Annotated in this window: 18 protein-coding genes; 15 read left to right on the top strand and 3 right to left on the bottom strand. The window is 41.2% G+C overall.

Annotation, left to right across the window (positions count from 1 at the left end; all coding sequences use genetic code 11):
- Positions 1 to 5 precede the first annotated feature (5 nt).
- Genes pyrC through AC3IPL_RS04160 form a run of 8 tightly spaced genes read left to right on the top strand, consistent with a single transcriptional unit; the run spans position 6 to position 9,308 of the window.
- Complete coding sequence (gene pyrC / locus AC3IPL_RS04125) at positions 6 to 1,286, top strand: dihydroorotase (RefSeq protein ID WP_489241954.1); 1,281 nt, start codon at positions 6 to 8, stop codon at positions 1,284 to 1,286.
- Complete coding sequence (locus AC3IPL_RS04130) at positions 1,279 to 2,373, top strand: carbamoyl phosphate synthase small subunit (protein ID WP_489241956.1); 1,095 nt, start codon at positions 1,279 to 1,281, stop codon at positions 2,371 to 2,373. Before pyrC ends, AC3IPL_RS04130 begins: the two co-directional genes overlap by 8 nt.
- Complete coding sequence (carB, locus tag AC3IPL_RS04135; RefSeq protein WP_489241957.1) at positions 2,366 to 5,539, top strand: carbamoyl-phosphate synthase large subunit; 3,174 nt, start codon at positions 2,366 to 2,368, stop codon at positions 5,537 to 5,539. The genes AC3IPL_RS04130 and carB overlap by 8 nt, the downstream gene beginning before the upstream one ends.
- 11 nt (positions 5,540 to 5,550) lie before the next feature.
- Entirely contained in the window at positions 5,551 to 6,309 is a 759-nt protein-coding gene (locus AC3IPL_RS04140; RefSeq protein ID WP_489241958.1) for a dihydroorotate dehydrogenase electron transfer subunit, read from the top strand.
- Complete coding sequence (locus AC3IPL_RS04145; RefSeq protein ID WP_489241960.1) at positions 6,306 to 7,229, top strand: dihydroorotate dehydrogenase; 924 nt, start codon at positions 6,306 to 6,308, stop codon at positions 7,227 to 7,229. The genes AC3IPL_RS04140 and AC3IPL_RS04145 overlap by 4 nt, the downstream gene beginning before the upstream one ends.
- Positions 7,226 to 7,921: an orotidine-5'-phosphate decarboxylase gene (pyrF, locus tag AC3IPL_RS04150; RefSeq protein WP_489241962.1), complete on the top strand. Its 696-nt coding sequence runs from the start codon at positions 7,226 to 7,228 to the stop codon at positions 7,919 to 7,921. Before AC3IPL_RS04145 ends, pyrF begins: the two co-directional genes overlap by 4 nt.
- On the top strand, positions 7,915 to 8,526 hold the full coding sequence (pyrE, locus tag AC3IPL_RS04155; RefSeq protein ID WP_489241964.1) for an orotate phosphoribosyltransferase: 612 nt from the start codon (positions 7,915 to 7,917) through the stop codon (positions 8,524 to 8,526). Before pyrF ends, pyrE begins: the two co-directional genes overlap by 7 nt.
- Positions 8,527 to 8,585: 59 nt before the next feature.
- The gene (locus AC3IPL_RS04160; protein ID WP_489241965.1) at positions 8,586 to 9,308 is read left to right on the top strand and encodes a hypothetical protein; all 723 of its coding nucleotides are present in this window, start codon (positions 8,586 to 8,588) and stop codon (positions 9,306 to 9,308) included.
- A 37-nt stretch (positions 9,309 to 9,345) separates the two neighbouring features.
- On the opposite strand, the gene AC3IPL_RS04165 is transcribed toward AC3IPL_RS04160, so the two are convergent.
- Together AC3IPL_RS04165 and pulA are read right to left on the bottom strand one after the other, a co-directional pair.
- A complete protein-coding gene (locus AC3IPL_RS04165; RefSeq protein ID WP_489241966.1) occupies positions 9,346 to 10,992 on the bottom strand; it encodes a phospho-sugar mutase in 1,647 nt (548 codons plus the stop codon).
- Positions 10,993 to 11,009: 17 nt separating this feature from the next.
- Positions 11,010 to 13,076 carry a type I pullulanase gene (pulA, locus tag AC3IPL_RS04170; RefSeq protein WP_489241967.1) on the bottom strand — a complete coding sequence of 689 codons (2,067 nt, stop codon included), beginning with the start codon at positions 13,074 to 13,076 and terminating at the stop codon, positions 11,010 to 11,012.
- 235 nt (positions 13,077 to 13,311) lie between these two features.
- On the opposite strand from pulA, the gene glgB reads away from it, so the two are divergent.
- The 5 genes from glgB to AC3IPL_RS04195 are packed head-to-tail and all read left to right on the top strand — an operon-like array spanning position 13,312 to position 21,324.
- Complete coding sequence (gene glgB / locus AC3IPL_RS04175; RefSeq protein ID WP_489241968.1) at positions 13,312 to 15,243, top strand: 1,4-alpha-glucan branching protein GlgB; 1,932 nt, start codon at positions 13,312 to 13,314, stop codon at positions 15,241 to 15,243.
- A gap of 18 nt (positions 15,244 to 15,261) precedes the next feature.
- Entirely contained in the window at positions 15,262 to 16,413 is a 1,152-nt protein-coding gene (locus tag AC3IPL_RS04180) for a glucose-1-phosphate adenylyltransferase (RefSeq protein ID WP_489241969.1), read from the top strand.
- Positions 16,413 to 17,516: a glucose-1-phosphate adenylyltransferase subunit GlgD gene (gene glgD, locus AC3IPL_RS04185; RefSeq protein WP_489241970.1), complete on the top strand. Its 1,104-nt coding sequence runs from the start codon at positions 16,413 to 16,415 to the stop codon at positions 17,514 to 17,516. The genes AC3IPL_RS04180 and glgD overlap by 1 nt, the downstream gene beginning before the upstream one ends.
- A gap of 16 nt (positions 17,517 to 17,532) precedes the next feature.
- Complete coding sequence (locus tag AC3IPL_RS04190) at positions 17,533 to 18,933, top strand: glycogen synthase (protein ID WP_489241972.1); 1,401 nt, start codon at positions 17,533 to 17,535, stop codon at positions 18,931 to 18,933.
- A 12-nt stretch (positions 18,934 to 18,945) separates the two neighbouring features.
- Positions 18,946 to 21,324 (top strand): glycogen/starch/alpha-glucan phosphorylase, encoded by a 2,379-nt coding sequence (locus AC3IPL_RS04195; protein ID WP_489241973.1) that lies wholly within the window; start codon positions 18,946 to 18,948, stop codon positions 21,322 to 21,324.
- 69 nt (positions 21,325 to 21,393) lie between these two features.
- Here the strand turns inward: AC3IPL_RS04195 and AC3IPL_RS04200 are convergent, their stop codons facing one another.
- Positions 21,394 to 23,064, bottom strand: a complete 1,671-nt coding sequence (locus AC3IPL_RS04200) for an Rqc2 family fibronectin-binding protein (RefSeq protein WP_489241974.1) — start codon at positions 23,062 to 23,064, stop codon at positions 21,394 to 21,396.
- A gap of 148 nt (positions 23,065 to 23,212) precedes the next feature.
- Here AC3IPL_RS04200 and gmk point away from each other — a divergent pair, with 148 nt between their 5' ends.
- Together gmk and rpoZ are read left to right on the top strand one after the other, a co-directional pair.
- Positions 23,213 to 23,836: a guanylate kinase gene (gene gmk, locus AC3IPL_RS04205; protein ID WP_489241975.1), complete on the top strand. Its 624-nt coding sequence runs from the start codon at positions 23,213 to 23,215 to the stop codon at positions 23,834 to 23,836.
- Entirely contained in the window at positions 23,836 to 24,033 is a 198-nt protein-coding gene (rpoZ, locus tag AC3IPL_RS04210) for a DNA-directed RNA polymerase subunit omega (RefSeq protein ID WP_489241977.1), read from the top strand. Before gmk ends, rpoZ begins: the two co-directional genes overlap by 1 nt.
- Positions 24,034 to 24,212 lie beyond the last annotated feature (179 nt).

Consider the following 24,212-nt stretch of genomic DNA (forward strand, 5'->3'; position numbering starts at 1 on the left):
ATATAATGGCGACATTACTAAGAAACGGTAAAGTACTGGAAAATGGTGAACTAGTGACAAAAGACATTAGAATTGAAGATGGTCAGATCACTGAAATCGGTGAACGATTGAACGTTTTCAATGATGACATCATCGACTTGAACGGGCAGTTTGTCTCTGCAGGTTTCATCGATGTCCATGTTCATTTAAGAGAACCAGGTGGTGAACATAAAGAAACGATTGAGACAGGAACAAAAGCAGCGGCGCGCGGTGGATTTACAACTATATGCGCGATGCCGAATACAAGACCTGTACCTGATACGGTGGAGAATCTGGACCGTCTGAATGACACAATTAACAATCATGCGGTCGTACGCGTACTGCCCTATGCTTCTATTACAGAACGACAGCTGGGAGAGCAGCTCGTAGACTTCAAATCATTGAAAAACCACGGTGCATTTGCATTTACTGATGACGGTGTAGGTGTTCAGACAGCGGGCACCATGTACGAAGCGATGCAGCATGCAGCGCAGCTCGATATGGCCATCGTTGCGCATTGTGAGGATAATTCACTGATCTACGGCGGTGCCATGCATGAAGGTGAAGTGTCAAGATCGTTAGGGATACCAGGCATTCCTTCTGTCTGTGAAGCGGTGCAGATTGCCCGCGATGTACTGCTTGCTGAAGCTACAGGCTGTCATTACCATGTCTGCCATGTGTCATCTAAAGAAAGTGTCCGTGTCATTCGTGATGCGAAACGTGCGGGCATCAAAGTGACTGCTGAAGTGACACCGCACCACCTGCTGCTCAACGAAACAGCTATCACTGAAGAAGATGCAATCTTAAAAATGAATCCCCCCCTCAGAGGTGAAGATGATCAGACTGCGCTACTAGCAGCATTGCTTGATGGCACGATAGACTTCATCGCCACAGACCATGCCCCTCATGCAGCGGATGAAAAGGCGCAGCCGATGACGAAGGCACCGTTCGGTATTGTAGGGAGTGAAACAGCGTTCCCATTGCTCTATACACGATTCGTCAAAAACGGTGACTGGACTCTTGAGCAGTTGATCGGCTATATGACGACTCAACCGAGTGATGTGTTCAATCTCCCGTACGGTAGACTAGAAGTCGGAGAACCTGCGGATATTACAGTGATTGATCTGGAGCAGGAATATGTCATAAAAGCAGAAGATTTCTTGTCCAAAAGTTCAAATACACCATTTATCGGTGAACGTGTATACGGTAATATCACATTGACTTTAGTAGAAGGAAAAATTGCTTATCAGGAGGACCAACATGCGTAAACAAAGATTTCTTGTTTTAGAAGACGGGACTATTTTCAAAGGTTACAGATTTGGCAGCGACAAAGAGATAACAGGTGAAATTGTTTTTAACACGGCGATGACCGGCTATCAGGAAACGTTGTCAGATCCTTCTTATACCGGTCAGATCATTACGTTCACTTATCCGTTAATTGGAAACTACGGAATCAATAGAGATGACTTTGAAACTCTGAATCCGACATTGAAAGGAATGGTTGTCAGAGAAGCGTGCGAACAGCCGAGTAACTTCAGAAACATGGCATCGCTTGACGAAACATTGACATCTTATGATATTCCTGGAATAGATGGTGTAGATACACGTCAGCTGACAAGAAAAATTCGTGAACATGGTGTGTTGAAAGCAGCGTTTGTCAATGAGGAGGCGGCTATTCCTGCGATCATTGAATCATTGAAGACGGAAGTGTTTCCTACTGATGAAGTGGTGCAAGTGTCAACTAAGACGGCCTATGTCTCAACCGGCCATGATTTAAGAGTCGTACTGATCGACTTCGGCAAGAAGGAAAATATTGTACGAGAACTTAATCTTCGCGGCTGTGATGTCACAGTCATGCCTTACAATACGACTGCTGAAGAAATTATTCGTCTACGTCCTGATGGTGTCATGCTGTCGAACGGTCCAGGTAATCCAGAAGATGTCCAATCAGGTATCAATATGATCAAAGGGATTCTTGGCAAAGTACCGTTTTTCGGAATTTGTCTCGGCCACCAGCTGTTTGCGTTGGCATGTGGTGCTGAAACATTCAAGATGAAGTTCGGTCATCGCGGTGCTAATCATCCGGTGAAAAATCTGGCTACCGGCAAAATTGAAATTACCTCTCAAAACCATGGCTATGCCGTTGATCCTGAATCCGTCAAAGCTACAGAACTAGTCATTACTCATACAGCGTTGAATGATGGAACAGTCGAAGGCTTGAGACATTCACACCTTCCTGCTTTTTCCGTACAGTATCACCCAGAAGCATCACCAGGACCACACGATCCAAACTATTTATTTGACGACTTCATCGCATTGATGAAAGAACAAAAAGGGAGTGTCTTAAATGCCTAAACGTGACGATATTAACACCATTTTAGTGATCGGCTCAGGTCCGATCATCATAGGTCAGGCAGCTGAATTTGACTATGCAGGGACTCAAGCCTGTCTTGCACTGAGAGAAGAGGGGTATCGCGTCATTCTTGTCAATTCAAATCCAGCGACCATCATGACAGATACTGAAATCGCTGACAAAGTATATATCGAACCGCTGACACTGGATTTTGTAGCACGCATTATCCGTAAAGAGCAGCCGGACGCACTGCTGCCGACGCTCGGTGGACAAACTGGTCTGAACATGGCTGTTCAGCTGCACGAAGCTGGTATTCTCGAAGAAAATCATGTGACACTACTCGGTACAAAGTTATCGTCAATCGAACAGGCTGAAGACCGCGACTTATTCCGCAGTCTGATGAATGAGCTCGGTGAACCAGTTCCTGAAAGTGATATTGTTACGGATGTTCAAGGAGCTCTTGACTTTGCTGAATCCATCGGCTATCCCGTTATTGTCCGTCCGGCATTCACAATGGGAGGCACTGGCGGCGGTATATGTCATAACAGAAAAGAACTGATTGAAATTGTGACTAACGGCTTAAAATACTCACCCGTGACGCAATGTCTGATTGAAAAATCAATAGCCGGCTTTAAGGAAATCGAATATGAAGTCATGCGTGATTCAAATGATAATGCCATTGTCGTGTGCAACATGGAAAATATCGATCCAGTCGGTATTCATACAGGAGACTCTATCGTTGTCGCCCCGAGTCAGACGCTGTCAGACCGGGAATACCATATGCTGAGAGATGTATCACTGAAGATTATTAGAGCGCTCCAAATTGAAGGAGGATGTAACGTCCAGCTTGCTCTTGACCCGCATTCATTCAACTATTACATCATTGAAGTCAATCCGCGCGTATCACGGTCATCTGCCCTTGCTTCAAAGGCAACCGGTTATCCGATTGCGAAGCTGGCTGCTAAAATTGCGGTGGGACTGACTCTTGACGAAATGCTTAATCCGGTAACAGGTACAAGCTATGCTGCTTTTGAACCTGCACTTGACTATGTCGTCTCAAAAATTCCACGTTTCCCGTTTGATAAATTCGAGAAAGGAGAGCGCGTCCTTGGAACTCAAATGAAAGCAACTGGAGAAGTGATGGCTATCGGTCGAACATACGAAGAATCGCTGCTGAAAGCGATTCGCTCACTGGAATATGGTGTTCATCATTTAGGATTACCAAATGGTGAAGCATTTGAACTTGAGTTTATTGAAGAACGAATTAAATCACAGGATGATGAGCGGCTGTTCTTCATCGGTGAAGCATTGAGACGTGGCGTTACGCCGCAGCAGATTCATGATTTAACGAAGATTGACTTGTTCTTCCTCAACAAAATGCAGCATATCATCGATATTGAGCACGACTTAAAAGAGCATCCGGGTGATATCGACCGATTAATCTGGGCTAAAAAATACGGCTTCAGTGACCGAGTTATTGCGCATAGATGGCAGATGAAAGAAAGAGACATTTACGACCTGCGTCATCAGCATCAGATTCTACCGGTTTATAAGATGGTTGATACATGTGCGTCAGAATTTGAATCCTCTACGCCTTATTTCTATGGTACTTATGAAACAGAAAATGAATCTATCGTTTCTGATAAAAAGAAAATCATTGTACTTGGTTCCGGTCCGATCCGTATCGGCCAAGGTGTTGAGTTTGACTATGCGACAGTCCATGCTGTATGGGCCATTCGTGAGATGGGTTATGAAGCAATCATTATTAACAATAACCCGGAGACCGTTTCGACAGACTTCTCAATCTCAGACAAGTTATACTTTGAACCACTGACAGAAGAAGATGTGATGAACATCATCAATCTTGAACAGCCGGAAGGAGTGGTTGTTCAGTTCGGTGGACAGACAGCGATTAATTTAGCTGAAAAATTAACTAAATATGGTGTCAAAGTCCTTGGAACATCACTTGAAAATCTGGATAAAGCTGAAGACCGGAAAGAATTTGAAGCATTGATGCAGCAGATTGACATTCCGCAGCCATTAGGTAAAACAGCAACGTCTGTAGAAGAAGCGGTTTCTAATGCTGATTATATCGGTTATCCTGTTCTAGTCAGACCGTCATATGTACTCGGTGGCCGTGCGATGGAGATCGTATACGATGAGCAGGAACTGATCAATTACATGACGCAGGCAGTGAAAGCAAGTCCTGAACATCCTGTATTGATTGACAGATATTTGACGGGTAAAGAAATTGAAGTTGATGCGATCTGTGACGGTGAAACAGTCGTCATCCCAGGCATTATGGAACATATTGAACGGGCGGGTGTCCATTCCGGTGACTCTATTGCGGTCTATCCTCCTCAAAGTCTGACAGAAGAACAGATTGCAACGCTTGCTGACTATACGACACGTCTTGCACATGGACTTGAAATCATCGGTCTGTTGAACATCCAGTTCGTCATTGCCGATAATGAAGTCTACGTACTTGAAGTCAATCCGCGGTCAAGTCGGACGGTCCCGTTCTTGAGCAAGATTACAGAAGTACCGATGGCGAATCTTGCCATGAAAGCCATTCTGGGTGAGAAGCTGACTGCAAAAGGCTATGATGAAGGATTAGTCCCATTTAAAGAAGGTGTTTACGTCAAAGCACCAGTCTTCAGTTTCAGTAAGCTGAAAAATGTTGATATTACATTAGGGCCTGAAATGAAATCAACGGGTGAAGTGATGGGGAAAGACACGACACTCGAAAAAGCATTGTATAAAGGATTAGTAGCGAGCGGGCTGCAGGTTAAAGATCACGGCACAGCGCTGATAACCGTCGCCGATAAAGATAAACAAGAAGCTCTTGAACTTGCTAAACGCCTGCATAATGTAGGTTATAGAATGATGGCTACCACTGGCACTGCTGCTCTGCTGCAGGAAAATAATATTCCAGTCGTCGAAGTCAGCAAAATCGGCAGTGAAATGAATCTGCTTGATGTCATTAAGGATGGGCATGTTCAGATTGTAATCAACACGATGACAAAAGGTAAGCAGTTCGAACGTGATGGATTCCAGATCAGACGTGAATCCGTCGATAACGGCGTTCCTTGTTTGACATCATTGGATACAGCAAGAGCATTGATCGACGTGATTGAGAGCATGACATTTAGTATGAATCAAATGTAGGAGGAATCAGCATGCAGGAACAAATGACAGTCGTCAGTCAACAGTCTATAGCAAGAAATATATTCGAGCTGGTACTTCAAGGGCCGTTGACTAAAACAATGACAATGCCGGGGCAGTTTGTCCATATCCGTATCGGCCATTCTAATGAATTTATGTTAAGACGTCCGATATCTATTTGCAATGTCAATCGTGAAGAGGAAACATTGACCTGCCTGTACCGGGCTGAAGGGAAAGGGACGAAGACACTTTCTGAAGCGCGTCCAGGTGATTATGTCGATGTTATTGCACCGTTAGGTAACGGCTTTCCAGTCAGTGCAGCGAAAAAACGTGCATTGTTAATTGGAGGAGGTATCGGCGTCCCTCCACTCTATGAATTATCGAAACAGCTCAATCATAGAGGTATCGAAACAATCCACGTACTCGGTTTTCAATCAGCAGCGGATATGTTCTATATCGAACAGTTCAGTGAACTTGGTCAGACACATGTAGCGACTGTCGATGGTACATTTGGAACGACTGGATTTGTAACTGATGTCATTCAACAGCTGCCGGAAACTTACGACACGTTCTATAGCTGCGGGCCAATAGTTATGATCAAAGCCATTGAAACGGCTCTGCCTGATACACCGGGATATGTCTCGCTTGAAGAGCGGATGGGCTGCGGTATCGGTGCCTGCTATGCATGTGTCTGCCAGGCTGACAATGAGAAAGGATATGTGAAAATCTGTTCGGATGGACCCGTGTTCGAGAAGGGGGCACTCGTATTATGAGCTTAGACGTACAGTTACCAGGACTTCATCTTAAAAATCCTGTCATGCCGGCATCAGGATGTTTTGCGTTCGGTCAGGAATATGCTCAGTTTATGGATCTGAATCAGCTCGGTGCCATAATGATCAAAGCAGCGACTAAAGAACAGCGATTTGGAAATCCGACGCCGCGTGTCGCAGAAACATCCAGCGGCATGCTCAACGCTATCGGTCTGCAGAATCCTGGGGTTGACCATATCATGGCACACGAACTGAAGTGGCTGGAGCAATATGATGTTCCTATCATCGCCAATGTTGCAGGCACAACGGTAGAAGATTATGCAGAAGTTGCCGCTCAAATATCGACTGCTCCCAATGTTCACGCATTAGAACTTAATATTTCCTGTCCTAACGTCAAAGAAGGCGGTATTCAATTCGGCACGGATCCGGATACTGCAGCCCGACTCACAAGTCTGGTGCAGCAAGTTTCACAAGTACCAGTATATGTAAAACTCTCACCGAACGTGACGAATATCGTTGATATGGCAAAAGCAGTCGCACCATACTGTGACGGCTTGACGATGATCAATACGCTCGTTGGACTGCAGGTAGATCAACGAACAGGCCGTCCCATTGTTGCGAATATTGTCGGTGGTTTAAGTGGTCCGGCTATCAAACCAGTCGCAATGCGGATGGTGTATGAAGTCAGACAGCATCTGGATATACCAATAATCGCAATGGGCGGTGTAACAAACGTAGGTGATGTTATCGATTATATCTCAGTGGGTGCCGATGCAGTAGCGGTAGGTACAGCGAATTTTCAAAATCCAGTAGTATGCCAGGAAATTATACAAGCACTCCCTGCACAACTTGAATCGTTAGGTGTCAACCATATTCATGAATTGAAAGGGCGTACACTTCGTGCGGTAGGTTTGAAGAAATGACGAAACCCATTATTGCACTTGATTTCAAGCACATGACGGAAGTAACAGATTTCTTAAAGCCATTTGATGAAACATTGTTCGTCAAAGTAGGAATGGAGCTATATTTACAAAATGGTCCTGATTTGATCAAAAAAATTAGAGCAATGGGGCATGATATTTTTCTTGATCTTAAGCTCCATGATATTCCTAACACAGTGAAACAGGCGATGTATGGTCTTGGTCAACTTGATATTCAGATGACCAATGTCCATGCTGCTGGTGGAAGTACAATGATGACTGCAGCGTTGGAAGGACTCCGTGCGTCAGGTAGTAAGGCATCACTGATTGCTGTGACTCAGCTGACAAGTACATCAGAAATCATGATGCAGAAAGAGCAGCTTATTCAGACCACTATTAATCACAGCATATTGAACTATGCAGCGCTTGCGCATGAAGCTGGACTTGATGGTGTGGTGTGCTCAGCGAATGAAAGTAGTTTGATTACAGAGCAGTTAGGAGAATCATTTTTGAAAGTGACACCAGGTATACGGATGGGGACTGATGCAGTCGGAGATCAAGTACGGATTGCCACCCCTGAATTTGCCCGTCAGAATGGTTCTACACATATCGTCGTCGGCCGCTCTATTACTCAAGATACAGCACCTGTAAAGAAATACAAAACAATCAGGAAAGCGTGGGAGTCAATATGTTAAAAGAAGAGATAGCAGGACATTTATTGAATATCGGAGCTGTAGCATTCAGCCCGGATGAGCCTTATACATGGGCTTCCGGAATAAAGAGCCCCATATACTGTGATAATCGATTGACTATGTCTTATCCGGAAGTCCGAAAAGCCGTGGCAGATGGTCTGACAGAACTGATTAAAACCCATTATTCTGAAGTCGAAGTGATAGCTGGAACAGCGACAGCTGGTATTCCCCATGCAGCCTTTGTTTCAGAAAGGATGAATCTTCCGATGAGTTATGTGCGTTCTTCCAGCAAAAAACATGGTAAAGGTAATCAGATTGAAGGTCATGTAACTGCCGGACAAAAAGTAGTAGTTGTCGAAGATTTAATCTCTACCGGAGGTTCTGCCATCGATGCATGTGATGCATTGACGGCACATGGTGCTGAAGTGCTCGGTATCGTCGCAATTTTCAGCTACCAGCTGCAAAAAGGTAAGGACAGACTTCAGCAGGCGGGTTATTCATGCTGCACATTGACGGATTTTGACACTTTAGTTCAAGTGGCAGCAGAAAAGAATATATTGAACGACGAAGATATTCATATAGTGACAGACTTCAGAAATAATCTCTAATCATAAGCGCCCATTTATTGTATACTACAATAAATGGGTTAAATGTTTGAGGTGATAGGATGGGCAACAGATGGGATCATATTAATTCTTTTATTAAAAATAGAAATGAAATACCTACTGTAAAAAGACAGATTCAATCTAAAAGTGATGGACGGATTACTCTTCACGCACAAGTAGTCAAACCGGTAAAACAATTTGATTATAAGATAGAAACTTTTATTAACTATGTATTCTATACGATTTCTAAACCAGACATCATTGTCAGTGATGAACGAAGCAGCCGTTATTTTATATTTGCTGCATTGAACTTCTTCATTTACAGCATTATATTGTTCTTTGTAGGAAGTACGCTGCATTCGCAGTTCAACTGGGAAAACGGACTGAGAAATTTATTGGTCCGAGGGACTTTTACAGTTGTCGTCATCTTATTTACTTTTTTTATTCAATTGCTGTCGATTAACCGGATGAATACGATTTACAAAGTTTTTGTAGATATGGTCAGTTATCTCACAATAGTCAGCTTTGTAGGGATCGTGCAGATTCTATTGAATATATTCAGCGCACCCTATGTCAATGAACTGGATATTGTTTCTTTTCTGATCATCATCAGTATACCCATCAGATTGTTTATGACTTATAACGAAGATCTTAAATTTGCGATTGATGTCTTTAAATTAAATTTGATATTTATCGTACTGATTGTGATTTACATGGCTGTGTCACAATATATTCCGTGGAACCACTTTTTAGAAGCCATCAGTTCATTGAATATCAAAGAATAAGGAGCTGTGGAAATCATCCACAGCTCCTTATTTATATTTAATTGAAAAACTCTGCATTGATTTTTTCGGCTGTCTCTTCCATATTGTCAGCGACAAGTGAAACATAGAGTTTAATTTTTGGTTCTGTACCAGAAGGTCGAAGGGCAATCCAGCCATCTTTAAAATAAAACTTCAATACATCTGCTTTAGGGAGATTGATAGGAGATTCCCCGTTTTTATCTTTACGAACTTGAGACAGATAATCTTCAACAGCAATGATTTCTAATCCAGCTAGTTCTGTCGGTGTATCACGACGCGCACGATCCATAATACCTTCAATTTTTTGCTTGCCGCTCTGACCTTCAAATGTATGGGCAAATAGTTTTTCTTGATAGCGGCCATACGTATCGTATATGTCGTTCATTTTATCGACGATCGTCTGACCTTGATTTTTCAGTTCACTTGCAAGTTTAATGATGAGAGGGACAATTTGAACAGCATCTTTGTCTCTGACAAATGGACTTGCCATGTAACCGTAACTTTCTTCATAGCCGAATATATAATGATAATCATTGTTTTCTTCAAACTCAGCAATTTTTTCAGCGATAAATTTAAAACCGGTCAACACATCAAACATTTTAACGTTATTTTTTTCAGCAATCACTTTGCCGAGTTCACTCGTTACAATGGATTTAACAGCTGCACGGTTGTCAATGCCTGCTGTCTGTTCGATACGATAGAGAAGCAGCAGACTACCGAGCTGATTGCCGTTAAAGTAATGGAAATCTTGACCTACTTTTGCAACAACGCCCATTCTGTCAGCATCTGGGTCTGTAGCAATCAACAAATCAGCATCTTCACTTTTAGCAAGTTCGACTGCCATATCAAATGCGGCTTGATCTTCAGGATTAGCTGAAGCCACACTAGAAAAATCTGGATCAGGTATACATTGTGCATCAACGAGCTTGAAGTTATTGAAATTCAATGCCTCAAGAAGTTCTGGGATGATTGGGACACTAGTACCGTGCAGACTTGAGAAGACTACTTTAAGGTCTGATGATGGAATATCTTGAATCAGATCGATGACCTGCTGTTTGTAGCTTTCGATGATGTCAGCATGTGCTTCTTGCACCCATCCATCTGCTTTTAATTGATCTAACGGCTTAACAGCGATATTCAACTCATCTTCAATGTTATCAATATAGCTGCTGACTTTTTGAGAGCCTTCAAGAGCCATCTGGCCGCCGTCAGAGCCATAGATTTTAATCCCGTTATATTCAGGAGGATTGTGGCTCGCCGTAATCATTACGCCGGCATCCGCTTGTAGATAACGGACTGAATAGGACAGTTCTGGTGTGGTGTGATAGCGGTCATAAATATAAGTGGTAATACCATTTGAAGCCAGCACTACAGCAATTTCATCACAGAACTCCTTAGAAAAATGACGTGTGTCATAAGCAATCACTACTTTGGCCTGTTCAGTCACTTCATTTAAATACTGTGCTAGACCCAATGCTACTTTTTGAACAGTGAATCGATTCAGACGATTAGGTCCCAGTCCGATTTTCCCTCTTATTCCAGCTGTACCAAATGCTAAAGTGGAACCGAAACTTTCTTCTTTTTGTTCTTCTGTTAACTGATCATATTGTTCCTGCGAAATTAAGCTTTCATGTAATTTCGCTTCCCATTGTTCTCTTGTTGGCATTTAAAGCATCTCCTTAATTAATATGATGTCCGTTTAGTTAATACAGTCGTCTCAAAGGGTTTGAGTATGTATTGACCAGAAGCTCGGCCTGATGAACGCGTGGTACTTAATACTATTTCAAATACCCCTAACCGGGGGATTTCAATCGTCTGTAATTCTGCTGTCGGGTTAAGAAGCAGTATGAATTCAACTTCTGTATCAAACAACAATGCACCAAAAACAGGAGCCGGGCAGTCAAACCCCATGATTCTTGAGGTGATATCCTGATAATCGGTCAGTCGGAACACTTCGTAAGTTCGTTTCAATGCAACTGCTTTCTTAAACAATTCAATTTCACTGTTATACATTTGTCTTTTGTTCCAGTTCAACCGGTTGATATAGTCTCCAAGATTATACGTGTTTCCATGGCCGTATTTTGTTCTGAAAAATTCTTGACCCGCATGAATAAACGGGACACCTTGACTTAATATAGTGAATATCGTGGCCATCTGATGAATGAGCAGCATCTCATCACTTGACTGTTTGGATGAATAAAATATCCGATCGAACAGTGTATGATTATCATGAACTTCACAATAGTTGATGGTCTGTCTGACATGCATATCATAATACTGTCCCGTGAATAGATTGAACATCCGGTCATGATATTTACCGTAACCATTCATATAACCAGTATCTGATATATCAAAGTTATTGCCCTTTAATGTATCTCTGAAGAAATCGTTGAAAAAATGAATATGTGGAACAAGATGTCCATTGGAAGGCACTGTTTTATGGCTGTTTGGAAGAGCAGTTTGTAAGTTCCATCCTTCACCGAGCAATAAAATATTAGGATTACGCTCGTACAGTGCCGCGTCTATCATTTTCATCGTTGCAATATCAATAGCACCCATCAGATCAAATCTGAAGCCATCTACTTTGAAATAATCTGCGTAGTAGAGCAAAGAATCGACAATGAATTTTCTGGCCATCAGACGTTCAGTAGCAAAGTCATTTCCGACGCCCGTGCCGTTACTGAGCGACAAGTCATCAAAATATCTGAAGAAGTATCCTGGAACCAGCTTTTCGAATGATGACGTCTGTCTGTCAAAGACATGATTGAATACAACATCGAGAATAATTCCGATGCCACGTTCGTGATAAGTCATGATCAGTTCTTTTAACTCCAGCAGTCTGACTTCAGGATGGTCAGGGCGTTCCGAGAAGCTGCCGTCCGGTGTCTGAAAATACATCGGATCATATCCCCAGTTATAACTCTCATGAAATTTAATATCATCGACTTTGGCAAAATCGTTGATAGGTAACAACTCGACATGAGTGATACCTAGTGATGCAATATAATCAATACCGGTCGTACAGCCGGAAGGAGTAGAAGTACCCGGCTGAATCATGCCGCTGAATTTACCTTGATGCTGCTTAGCGATTCCGCTGTTTTGATGCATTGAGAAATCACGTACGTGAACTTCGTAAATAATGCTTTCTTCAGGCTTCACAGGTGGGACTTGATGAGAGCTGAAACCCGCAGGTTCAATGGCTGGATCGATTACCACTCCTTTAGCGGCATTTAACGTCAGTCCTTTTGTATAGGGGTCGATGATTAAATGATAGTCATGATTCGTCTCGACACCGAGAAGATAAGGTTTCAAGTAATGGTCACCTGGGATGGTGACTGTCCAGTTGCCATCTTCATAATGCATAGTATGTACCACGTCGTCCATGACTACTTCTGCCATACTCGCTACTGGTGACCATAGAGTAAACTGAGTGCTGTCAGGATGGTAAATAGAACCATATTCAGTACCCTGCTGTTGAAACTTCTCGTCAAATGCTGTCGTTCTGACGACGCTGCCCGTATGTACAGGGTACGTTTCATTATTAAACTCTATGAACCAGCGATGATGCAGTTCGATAGAGACGTCTGTTTTGAACGTATAATAATTATCATGCTGACAGCTGTAGAAAAGAGGAATGGTCGCATGGTCACAGCGGATGACAGCATGCTTGAAATAGTGAGCAGGATTTTCTAGTGAATGATAAGACAGATTAATCTCATGGAAACTGTCTATATAGCCTACATAAGTCATATGCTTCCTCCTCATTGAACTAACTCTATTATAAACGCAACAAACACTGCAATACTATTAGTATGAAGAAAAATTGCGAAATAATTTGAAGATTTCATCTATTTATTGTTATACTTCATTGTAAATTACAAGTACAATATATATAAAGTAGGTTTTGAAATGTGTTTTCATCAATAATATTATAGGGTATCTATACATATAACAGATATGACAGCGCGATGAAAGGAATGATTTTATGCAGGAAATATCTGATTTAGATCGGTATTTATATCACCAAGGTACACATTATGAAAGTTACCAATTTCTAGGTGCTCACTATAACCCTGAGAGTCAGCAGACCACTTTCACTGTATGGGCGCCTCACGCACATTCAGCTGCCGTAGCCATGGATTGTAACAATTGGACAGGTACTGGATATGAGTTGACTAAAGTGTCAGATGAAGGGCTCTGGACAGGCACGTACGATGTTTTGCCTCAAACAACTTATAAATATGCTATGGAAACCGATGAAGGAATGATACTGAAAGCTGATCCATATGCCAGATTTGCTGAAGTGAGACCTAGGACTGCCTCGATTGTTACGGCACCATCCGATTATGAATGGAAAGATGCTGAGTGGCTGAAGAATAAGCCATCGGTCAACAACTATGAGAGTCCTATCAATATTTACGAAGTACATCTTGGTACGTGGAAGAAACATAAAGTCGAACGGACAGACGATATGACTATCGACAGCTATACAGATGCCACTTATTTAAGTTATAGGGAAATGGCAGCAGAACTTGTGCCTTACGTCAAAGAAATGGGTTATACTCACGTCGAATTTCTGCCGCTGACTGAACATCCTTTTGATTTATCATGGGGGTACCAAGTAACAGGATATTATGCCCCGACCTCGAGATTCGGCTCACCAGATGATTTCAAATATTTAGTTGATTGTTGTCATCAGGCTGGAATAGGAGTCATCATGGACTGGGTTCCAGCACATTTCTGTAAAGATGAACATGGCTTAAGACAATTTGATGGTCGTCCACTTTATGAATATGACGACCCTAAACGTGCAGATAAACGCGGGTGGGGGACATTGACATTTGATTTTGGGCGCAATGAAGTCCAAAGTTTTCTTATTTCAAATGCTAACTTCTGGCTAAAGGAGTACCATCTAGATGGATTGAGAGTGGATGCTGTTCATAGTATGACGGACTTGAACTTTGAAAACCATACACCGGAAGAAAAAATTTATAACGATGAAGGAACAAGCGACCATAAAGAAGCTATTGCATTTATCAAAAAACTCAATACAGTCATTTTCGAGGCGCATCCTTATACATTGATGATGGCTGAAGATTCATCGGATATGCCGATGGTAACAGCGCCTGTCAATCAAGGAGGATTAGGATTTAATTTCAAGTGGGACTTAGGCTTCATGCATGATACTCTTGATTATTTCGAACTTGAGCAGGGGGCTAGACCTCATAATCATCAATATTTGACGTTTCCGATGATGTACCGGTATAACGAGAACTTCGTCCTTCCTTTTTCACATGATGAAGTCGTTCACGGCAAATTATCAATGCTGGATAAGATGCCTGGTGACCAGTGGCAGAAGTTTGCTAACTTAAGAGCGTTATACGGCTATACGATGACGTATCCCGGGAAGAAGTTATTGTTTATGGGTAGTGAGCTCGGTCTTTATTCAGAATGGAAAGATAAAGAAGAGATTGACTGGTTTCTGCTCAAATACCCTTATCATCACGGCATGCAGAAGTATGTCAAAGCATTGAATCATTTTTACAGCCTGCATTCAGAACTTTTCGATCTGGATTATAGTCCTGAAGGCTTTGACTGGATAGATGTTGATAATAACGAACAGTCAGTCATCAGCTATGTCCGTACAAATAAAGCCGGGGAACAGCTGATTATAGCGCTCAATTTTTCAGGGCAGGTTTATTATGATTATCCGCTCGGTGTACCGCTTAAAGGGGATTATCAAGAAATATTCAATTCTGATGCCGAAGATTTTGGCGGCTCTGGTCAAGTAGTAGATGACAGATTACAAGCACGTCCAGATGAAATCAATGGTTATCCGTTCAGCGTGAGAACGAAACTGCCACCATTAGGTATGGCTGTCTATAAAAAAATCAATCAAAATAAAAAAACAAAGTAAATTTCTGGAGGAATTAAGATGAGTACAGAAGTAGTTGGAATGCTATTAGCAGGTGGTAAAGGAACACGATTAGGTCAGTTAACTAAAGAAATTGCAAAGCCGGCAGTTCCTTTCGGCGGAAAATATCGTATCATTGATTTTACTCTCAGCAACTTGTCGAATTCAGATATTAGTACAGTAGGTGTTCTTGTGCAATATGCACCGTTAATGCTGAACAGACATATCGGAATGGGGAAACCGTGGGGATTAGATAAGCAGGAAGGCGGTATATCAGTACTTGCACCATTCGCGAACCAGACAGGTGCTTCATGGTTTGAAGGGACTGCAGATGCCATCACGAAAAATATTCATTTCATCGATCAGTATGACCCTGAATACTTATTGATTCTCTCAGGGGACCATATTTATCAGATGGATTATCAGGCGATGCTCGATTTTCATAAGGAGCAGCAGTCAGATGCGACTATTTCAGTCATTGAAGTACCTATTGAGGAAGCATCAAGATTCGGTATTTTAAATACAGAAGAAGATTTAAAGATTTATGAATTTGATGAAAAACCGAAAGTGCCAAAAAATAACCTTGCATCGATGGGAATCTATATCTTTAACTGGAAAGTGCTTCGGGAATATCTGCTTCAAGATGAAAAAGACAGCGCTTCAGAGCATGATTTCGGGAATGACATTATCCCTAAAATGCTGAATGACAATAAACGGCTCTATGCGTATCGCTTCGACGGCTACTGGAAAGATGTCGGAACGATTCAATCCTATTGGGAAGCCAATATGGATTTGCTGGAAGAAGATTTAGCTCAATTGTTAAACAGTAAATCATGGCCGACCTATTCTCATGAATCCAATCTGGCTCCTCAGTTCATCGGGGAAACAGCTGATATTACTAATTCACTCATCTGTCCGGGTTCTTTTATCTTTGGTGAAGTGACGCGTTCAGTCCTGTTCAGTGAAGTCACTGTCGAAGAAGGAGCTAAAGTCACTGAATCTATCATCCATCCAAGAGTAGTCATTGGGAAAAATGCAGTAATCAATAAAGCTATTATCATGGAAGACATGGAAATTCCTGAAGGTGCTGTCATTAATGGATCAACAGAAGATGAACCTATCGTACTAGGTAAAGAAAATATTAATGATTATATTGATGGAGGTAGACAATAATGCGCTCTTTAATGGGATTGATTAACTTAGCAAATGAACATGATTATCTTGAAGAATTAACGTATTTCAGAAACGGGGCGAGTGTTCCATTCGCCGGCAGATACCGTCTCATTGACTTCACTATTTCAAATATGGTCAGCACTGGTGCCAATGAAATCGGTATTTTTACTAATCAGAAATATCGCGCACTCATGGATCATCTGGAAAATGGTGATAACTTCGGATTGGATGACAAAAATTCAAGACTATTTGTACTTCCTCCTGACTGGCATGATCCAACAGATATTTCACGCGGAGATTTAAGACACTTCCATAACAATAGAGATTACTTCAATCGTTCTAATGCAACGGATGTCATCATCGCAGGCTCACAATTCATCGTTAATGCAGACTTTAAAGAGGCATTGGAGCAGCATGTAGACAGCGGAGCAGATGTAACGTTAATTTCTGAACAGAAAGAAACGTTAGAAGAAATGCATCATCCACTGCTGAGAATTAATGATGAAGAAGGAAGAGTTGGATTTTTAAATCATGATTCAGACAACAAGCATATATTTACTGGCACTTATATTATCAAGAAGAGTAAGATGCTTGAAATTGTTGACTTCTGTATTCAAAATTACAAAGATAATTTCTTTATCCAAGGTATTCAGGAACGTTTAGCTGAGCTTAACGTCAGATACTTTGATGTTAATGAAAGAACGATGTATATTAATTCGCTGAAGAGCTTCTATCATAATAATATGTCTATTCTTGACCCGCATATCTATAAGGAAATATTCAAAGAAGGACGTCGCGTCCGTACTAAAACATCAAGTCAACCACCGACGAAATATTTGAATGACTGCGTGGTCAAAAACTCTACGCTTGCCAATGGCTGTGTCATTGAAGGCAATGTAGAAAACAGTATTCTTTATCGTGGTGTCAAAGTAGCGAAAGGTGCAGTCGTCAGAAACTCCATTATTATGACAAATTGCTGTATCGGTGAAGGAACAGTGATCGAAAATGTAATCCTTGATAAAGACGTTACTGTTAATAAAGATCAGCGGTTAATAGGTTCATCGGATAAACCGTACGTCATCGCCAAACGACAAACCATCTAACATGAGGTAAACAATTATGAAAAAAATATTATATGTGGCATCTGAATGTACACCATTTTTTAAATCAGGAGGGCTTGCTGATGTAATCGGCAGCCTTCCGCAGTATTTAAACAACACTAAGAAGTGTGAAGTACGTGTCATCCTACCGTTATACAAGCAGTTAAAAGAACAATATCGAGAGCAGCTGAAAGAAGTCATGATTTATGATACTGAAGTGGGCTGGCGCAGACAATATACTGGAATATATGAAATGGACTACGAAGGGGTTCATTATTACTTTGTCGATAATGAATATTATTTCAACAGAGAAAGTCTCTATGGCTATATCGATGATGGTGAACGATTCATCTACTTCTCTAATGCCGTCATCGAATTCATTTACCGTGGTGACTTCAAACCGGATGTTCTCCATGGACATGACTGGCAGGCAGCTGCTGCAGTGGCTATCTGTAACATTAAAAAGCCTGTTGAAGGAATCAAAACAGTTTTTACCATCCATAACATTTTATATCAAGGCTGGCTCATGCACAGTGCCTTTGAAGAATTATTCAATCTGGATAGAATTCATTTTGCAGGATTTGAATGGGGCGGCATGCTTAATTTAATGAAAGCAGGAATCTTCCATGCTGATAAAATAACAACAGTGTCACCGACATACGCAGAAGAGATTAAGACGGATTACTACGGTGAAGGTCTGCAGTGGATGTTAAACCTACGGAATCCTGATGTGCTTGGTATTGTCAATGGTATTGATGTGGATGACTATAATCCGATGAAAGATACTCATCTGCCTGTCAACTTCAAGACATCTATTCCGAAGAAACGAGAAAACAAAAAAGCGCTTCAGCAGGAAATGGGATTACCAGTAGATGCTCATATTCCGATGTTTTCAATTATTACGCGGATGGTCGAACAAAAAGGGCTGCATCTTGTCATGGCGATACTAGAAGAATTTGTTCAGCAGAATGTTCAAGTCGTTGTACTCGGCAATGGATTGTATGAATTTGAATCTTTCTTCAATTATCTGGCGAATAAGTATCCTGATAAAGTCCATGTGACGATTGGTTTTGACGAAGGATTCTCACGCAGAATATATGCTGCCAGTGATTTCTTTGTAATGCCTTCATTGTTCGAACCGTGCGGATTATCCCAGTTGATTGCTCTGCAGTACAAAGCTGTACCGATTGTGAGAGAAACAGGGGGCTTAAAAGATACAGTCATTCCGTTTGATATTTACAATGGTGTAGGGACAGGATTGACATTTGCGAATTATAATGCGCATGAATTACTGGATAAATTAAATGAAGCGGTACGTATTTATCAGGATCCTGACCACTATAAAGCGTTGATCAAGAATATTTCAAAGGTCAATAACAGCTGGGCAAAATCAGCTGATCGATACTTGGACATTTATTAAGGAGCGATAAAGATGAGGACATTTACAAAATATGAATTCCATAATCTGCTTGAAGATAAGCTCCGTAAGCTGCGCATGACAACGACGACAGAGGCGAGCTCTACTGATTTGTTCTATGCGATAGCAGCAATCATTAATGATGAAGTTCATCAAACTGGACTTGAAACTGTGAAAAGACATCATCAGAATAAAGAGCGTCAAGTGTCTTATTTGTCGCTTGAGTTTTTGATTGGTCGTCTTATAGAGAGTAATTTAATCAATACCGGCTTTAAAGCGGTATGTGATGAAGTGCTTCAAGATTTAGGAGCAGATCCGCGGCTGGTCTATCATGAAGAAGAAGATGCAGCACTCGGCAATGGTGGTTTAGGTCGACTTGCTGCCTGTTTTCTAGATTCTATTGCAAGCCTCGGTCTACTTGGCAATGGATTTGGAATTAGATATGAATACGGATTGTTTGAGCAGCGAATTGTATCCGGCAATCAAGTGGAACTACCTGATAACTGGTTGAAAGAACCTTACCCGTGGGAAACAAGAAAGTTTGAAGAAACAGTCATTGTCAATTTTGGTGGAACTGCTCAATATACGACAGATGAACAGGGGAATTATCAATTTACTTATGCGGATCAGGAAAAAGTACAGGCTGTTCCTTATGATGTCAGTATCGTCGGCTATCACAATGATGTCGTCAATAACTTAAGACTATGGAAAGCGGAAGCGTTAAACAGTGCTGAGGATGGTCATACGTATAATAATCGCCTGGATTATATGAATAATGTTGAACGTATCTCGGGTGTGCTGTACCCTGATGATGAGAGTGATGATGGTAAACTGCTGCGCTTAAAACAGCAGTATTTCCTTGTGTCAGCTTCTCTTCAGACACTAGTTCAAAAATTCAAAACTATTCATGAACTACCGCTTCAGCAGTTTCATGAAAAGAATATCATTCAAATCAATGACACGCACCCGACACTTGGTATTCCGGAATTGCTGAGGATTCTTATGGATGAAGAAGGTCTAAGCTGGGATGAAGCATGGAAAGTGACCACTCAGACATTCGCCTATACGAATCATACCATTATGCAGGAGGCCCTTGAAAAATGGTCTTATGATCTTGTGAAGCGATTAAATCCAAGAATTTTGATGATTATTGAAGAGATCAACAGAAGATTTACAGAAGGTCACGATAACCACGAACTGGCTATCATCAGTGACGGTATGGTGCATATGAGTAAACTTGCGATTGTCGGCAGCTTCAGCGTCAATGGTGTTGCGAAACTCCATAGTGATATCATCAAAAAGCACACGTTCCGTCCATTCTATGAACTGACGCCGGAGAAATTCAACAATAAAACGAATGGTATTACGCATCGACGCTGGCTGTTGAATGCAAATCCAGGGTTGAGCCGGATTATCACTGACAAAATAGGTGACGGATGGATTAAACATCCAGAACAGCTTGAGCAGCTTATGGCATTTATTGATGATGATGCATTTTTAAATGAGCTTCATGACGTTAAAGTTAAAAATAAGAAACATCTAAAAGAGGTAATTTATCATAAAACAGGGATAGAAGTCGATGAAAACTCCATCTTTGATGTGCAGATCAAACGACTTCATGAGTACAAGCGTCAATTGTTGAATGTATTCCACATCATTTATCTGTATCACGCCATCAAACAGAACCCATCGGCAGACATACAGAAAAGAACATTTATATTTGGTGCGAAAGCAGCTCCAGGATACAAACGGGCCAAGGAAATCATTCGTTTAATTCATGCCGTAGCTAATGTGATCAATCATGACGAAGATGTTAATGATCGGATAAAAGTCGTCTTCCTTGAAAACTACAATGTTAGTCTTGCAGAAGACATTATTCCGGCAGCTGAAATATCTGAACAGATCTCTACTGCATCTATGGAAGCCTCTGGTACTGGTAATATGAAAATGATGATGAACGGTGCAGTCACACTTGGAACACTGGACGGAGCTAATGTCGAGATAGATGAACTGGTGGGTCGTGATCACACGATTATTTTCGGTCTGTCATCTGATGAAGTCATTGACTATCAAAATAATGGCGGCTACCAGGCAAGAGAAATTTATCAGTCAGATGTGCGGATTAAGAAAGTGATGGATCAGTTGAATGACGATACATATACGAATGGTAAGTCGTTTAATGATCTGTATTATCATCTGCTGAAAGATAATGATCCTTACTTTATTTTAAAAGACTTTGATTCTTACGTGGATGCACAGGAACGCGCAGTCGCGCTGTATCGCGATCAAAGAAGATGGAACCAGATGAGCCTTGTGAACATTGCCAAATCGGGACATTTCTCAAGTGACAGAACCATCAATGATTATAATAGAGATATATGGAAGTTAAAATAATTCAAGTGTAGGTGTGACAAGTGATTGTACCAAAAACAAGGCCTCATGAGATAATCATGAGGCCTTGTTTTAATGGTCTTTGACTCTTAGCGCATCCACTTTATGTTTGTCGGGCGTAGCATAGATGGTGGCTTGATCAGTATAAGTGACAAAACCGGGTTTGGCACCGCTTGGTTTATGAACATGTCTGATCAATGTAAAGTCGACAGGAACTTGCGCGGACTGACTGGCTTTAGAATAATAGCTTGCTATGATAGCTGCCTCTTTAATGGTCTCTTCCGATGGCTCTTTCGTCTGAATGACTACATGGGATCCTGGAATATCTTTAGTATGAAGCCATGTATGGTCTTTTCTCGCGACTTTGTTTGTTAAGTAATCATTTTGAATATTATTTTTCCCGACCAGTATATCCGTACCGTCTGTTGAGCGGTATTTTTCAAGTTGAATCTTCTGTTTCTTAGTTGTTTTGGACTTCTGACGTTTTTTCATGAGTCCTTGTTCCTGCAGTTCTTCGCGTATGCCTTCAATATCTTCGTAAGCAATATAGGCAAGCTGTGCAATCAATGTTTCTAAATAAGCAATTTCCTGCTTAGTCTCTTCAATCTGCTCAAGTGCATGTACTTTTCTCGTCTTCATTTTATTGTACTGCTTATAGTAGTACTGTGCATTTTCAGCAGGGGACTTTCTTGGATTGAGCGGAATAGTGACTGGCTCATTAGTATAGTAATTCAATGTTTCAAACTCAGTCATACCTTGCTTTAGCTGGTACATGTTCGCTGTGATGAGCTCACCATAAAGTTGTATCTCATCAGTATGTTCTGCTTCTGCCAGTTCATTGACCAATTTCGCGAGTTTTTTCTCATCTTTTTGCAGCAGCTGGGTAATGTGTCTGCTCAAATCAACGCTTCTTGATTTAATGCGTTCACGTTCACCGCGTTCATTGTAATAATCATCCAGCAGGAGCGATAATGTCTCAAATGTTTTTGCAGGCTCACCCATTGTATTCAGTGGCATGAAATAAAAATATTCCTTTGAGTCATGCTGATAATACACCGGTTGAATCTGCTCTGACTGTGACATAAACTGTTTGAAAGCCGCATCTACATCATCATTCAATGACAGCAATTCATCAATAGCGAGTGGGCTGAAGCCTTCCAGCTGATTGAGCAGCTGTTTTCTTAATGGCTGTTCGCCATTCAAAAGCGGCGTTATGTCAGTCAACTCATAAGGATTATGCTTTTTTTGAGTCGGTGGTTCTTCATAAGTGAACCCTGGCATGATTGTTCTTGCCGCATTCGTATTCGGAGTCAAATGCTTCATGCTCTCTAGAATCTTAAATTGACCATCTGTCAGTATGACATTGCTGTGCTTACCCATCAGTTCGATGATCAGTTTTCGTTTGACAGGGTCTCCGATCTCATCGGTATTATCAAAATCCATTGTAATGATTCTGTCGTTCCCCTGCTGTGTGATGTTTTTGATGATAGCCCCGTCTAAATGTTTTCTGAGAACTCTCAGAAACATGGGTGGATCAAATGGGTTGGTATATTTCTTGGCAGTCATATGAAAACGCGCGAAATTAGGGTGCGCTGATATGATTAATTGTTGATTCTTTCTGTCAGCTCTTACCGTCAGAATGATTGTCTGATGGTCGGGCTGTGTGATACGGTTGATTCTGCCGCTCTTTAAATAGTCGAGTTCCACAATCATTTTTCCTGTAAATAATCCATCAAAAGCCATTATTTTTCACCTCATTTATCATTATTATAGTGTATCATGATTTAATTCTCTTCACATTAAAGATGAATAATTTATTGAACCATGTATTTTTGGCATGAGATGTGATAAATTAAGTTATAACGAATTTTTAAGCAGAAAGGTCGTCACAATGGATAATGAAAAAGGATTGCTCATTGTTTTATCCGGTCCTTCAGGTGTAGGAAAGGGTACAGTTCGCAAAGCAATATTTGATGATCCTACTACGGATTTTGAATATTCTATCTCTATGACCACCCGTAAGATGAGGGTTGGGGAAACAGACGGTGTGGATTATTTCTTCAAATCAAGAGAAGCGTTTGAAGCGCTGATTGAACAAGATGAGTTCATTGAATATGCTGAGTATGTTGGTAATTACTATGGGACTCCCGTACAATATGTAAGAGAGACAATGAATGCGGGCAAAGATGTATTTTTAGAAATAGAAGTTGAAGGGGCTAAACAAGTCCGCAGGAAATTTCCTGAGGCATTGTTTATCTTTCTTGCACCGCCGTCGCTTGCTCATCTTGAAGAACGTCTGATTGGGCGCGGAACCGAGTCAAAAGATATCATCGCCTATAGAATTTCAGAAGCGAGAAAAGAAGTTGAAATGATGAATCTCTATGATTATGTCGTCGTTAATGATGAAGTGCTGGAAGCCAAACGTAAAATTCAAACGATTGTAGAAGCAGAGCATTTAAAGCGCGAACGTATCGAAGCAAGATTCAGAAAAATGTTATTGGAGGCTAAAAAATAATGTTATATCCACCACTTGATCAAATTAAAGAGAACGTCAATTCTAAATATTTAGTAGTCACGCTGGCTGCGAAACGGGCTCGAGAACTACAGGACAATCCGGATTCTAATTTGTTGGAACGTTATACATCCTACAAACCAGTCGGTAAATCACTTGAAGAAATCGCCAAAGGCAAAATTCATATCATTGAAGAATAATGATATGAAGAACTGATAAATTAAGCGCCATAGTCTCAATAGACTAAGGCGTTTTTATTTGGCTGAAGTCAACCCGCGAATTCTCACGAGTGGCGTCATCAATCTTGTCGTATTATAATAGAATTAGAAAAATGATGTGAAACGTCAATCTGACAAATTCCTTTGTCAGATTTTTTATA

The sequence above is a fragment of the Macrococcus sp. GL_134 genome, from assembly GCF_057834705.1.

Coding starts and splice junctions, on each gene's coding strand:
- pyrC (WP_489241954.1), top strand. CDS start 6: ATGGCGACATTACTAAGAAACGGTAAAGTACTGGAAAATGGTGAACTA.
- AC3IPL_RS04130 (WP_489241956.1), top strand. CDS start 1,279: ATGCGTAAACAAAGATTTCTTGTTTTAGAAGACGGGACTATTTTCAAA.
- carB (WP_489241957.1), top strand. CDS start 2,366: ATGCCTAAACGTGACGATATTAACACCATTTTAGTGATCGGCTCAGGT.
- AC3IPL_RS04140 (WP_489241958.1), top strand. CDS start 5,551: ATGCAGGAACAAATGACAGTCGTCAGTCAACAGTCTATAGCAAGAAAT.
- AC3IPL_RS04145 (WP_489241960.1), top strand. CDS start 6,306: ATGAGCTTAGACGTACAGTTACCAGGACTTCATCTTAAAAATCCTGTC.
- pyrF (WP_489241962.1), top strand. CDS start 7,226: ATGACGAAACCCATTATTGCACTTGATTTCAAGCACATGACGGAAGTA.
- pyrE (WP_489241964.1), top strand. CDS start 7,915: ATGTTAAAAGAAGAGATAGCAGGACATTTATTGAATATCGGAGCTGTA.
- AC3IPL_RS04160 (WP_489241965.1), top strand. CDS start 8,586: ATGGGCAACAGATGGGATCATATTAATTCTTTTATTAAAAATAGAAAT.
- AC3IPL_RS04165 (WP_489241966.1), bottom strand. CDS start 10,992: ATGCCAACAAGAGAACAATGGGAAGCGAAATTACATGAAAGCTTAATT.
- pulA (WP_489241967.1), bottom strand. CDS start 13,076: ATGACTTATGTAGGCTATATAGACAGTTTCCATGAGATTAATCTGTCT.
- glgB (WP_489241968.1), top strand. CDS start 13,312: ATGCAGGAAATATCTGATTTAGATCGGTATTTATATCACCAAGGTACA.
- AC3IPL_RS04180 (WP_489241969.1), top strand. CDS start 15,262: ATGAGTACAGAAGTAGTTGGAATGCTATTAGCAGGTGGTAAAGGAACA.
- glgD (WP_489241970.1), top strand. CDS start 16,413: ATGCGCTCTTTAATGGGATTGATTAACTTAGCAAATGAACATGATTAT.
- AC3IPL_RS04190 (WP_489241972.1), top strand. CDS start 17,533: ATGAAAAAAATATTATATGTGGCATCTGAATGTACACCATTTTTTAAA.
- AC3IPL_RS04195 (WP_489241973.1), top strand. CDS start 18,946: ATGAGGACATTTACAAAATATGAATTCCATAATCTGCTTGAAGATAAG.
- AC3IPL_RS04200 (WP_489241974.1), bottom strand. CDS start 23,064: ATGGCTTTTGATGGATTATTTACAGGAAAAATGATTGTGGAACTCGAC.
- gmk (WP_489241975.1), top strand. CDS start 23,213: ATGGATAATGAAAAAGGATTGCTCATTGTTTTATCCGGTCCTTCAGGT.
- rpoZ (WP_489241977.1), top strand. CDS start 23,836: ATGTTATATCCACCACTTGATCAAATTAAAGAGAACGTCAATTCTAAA.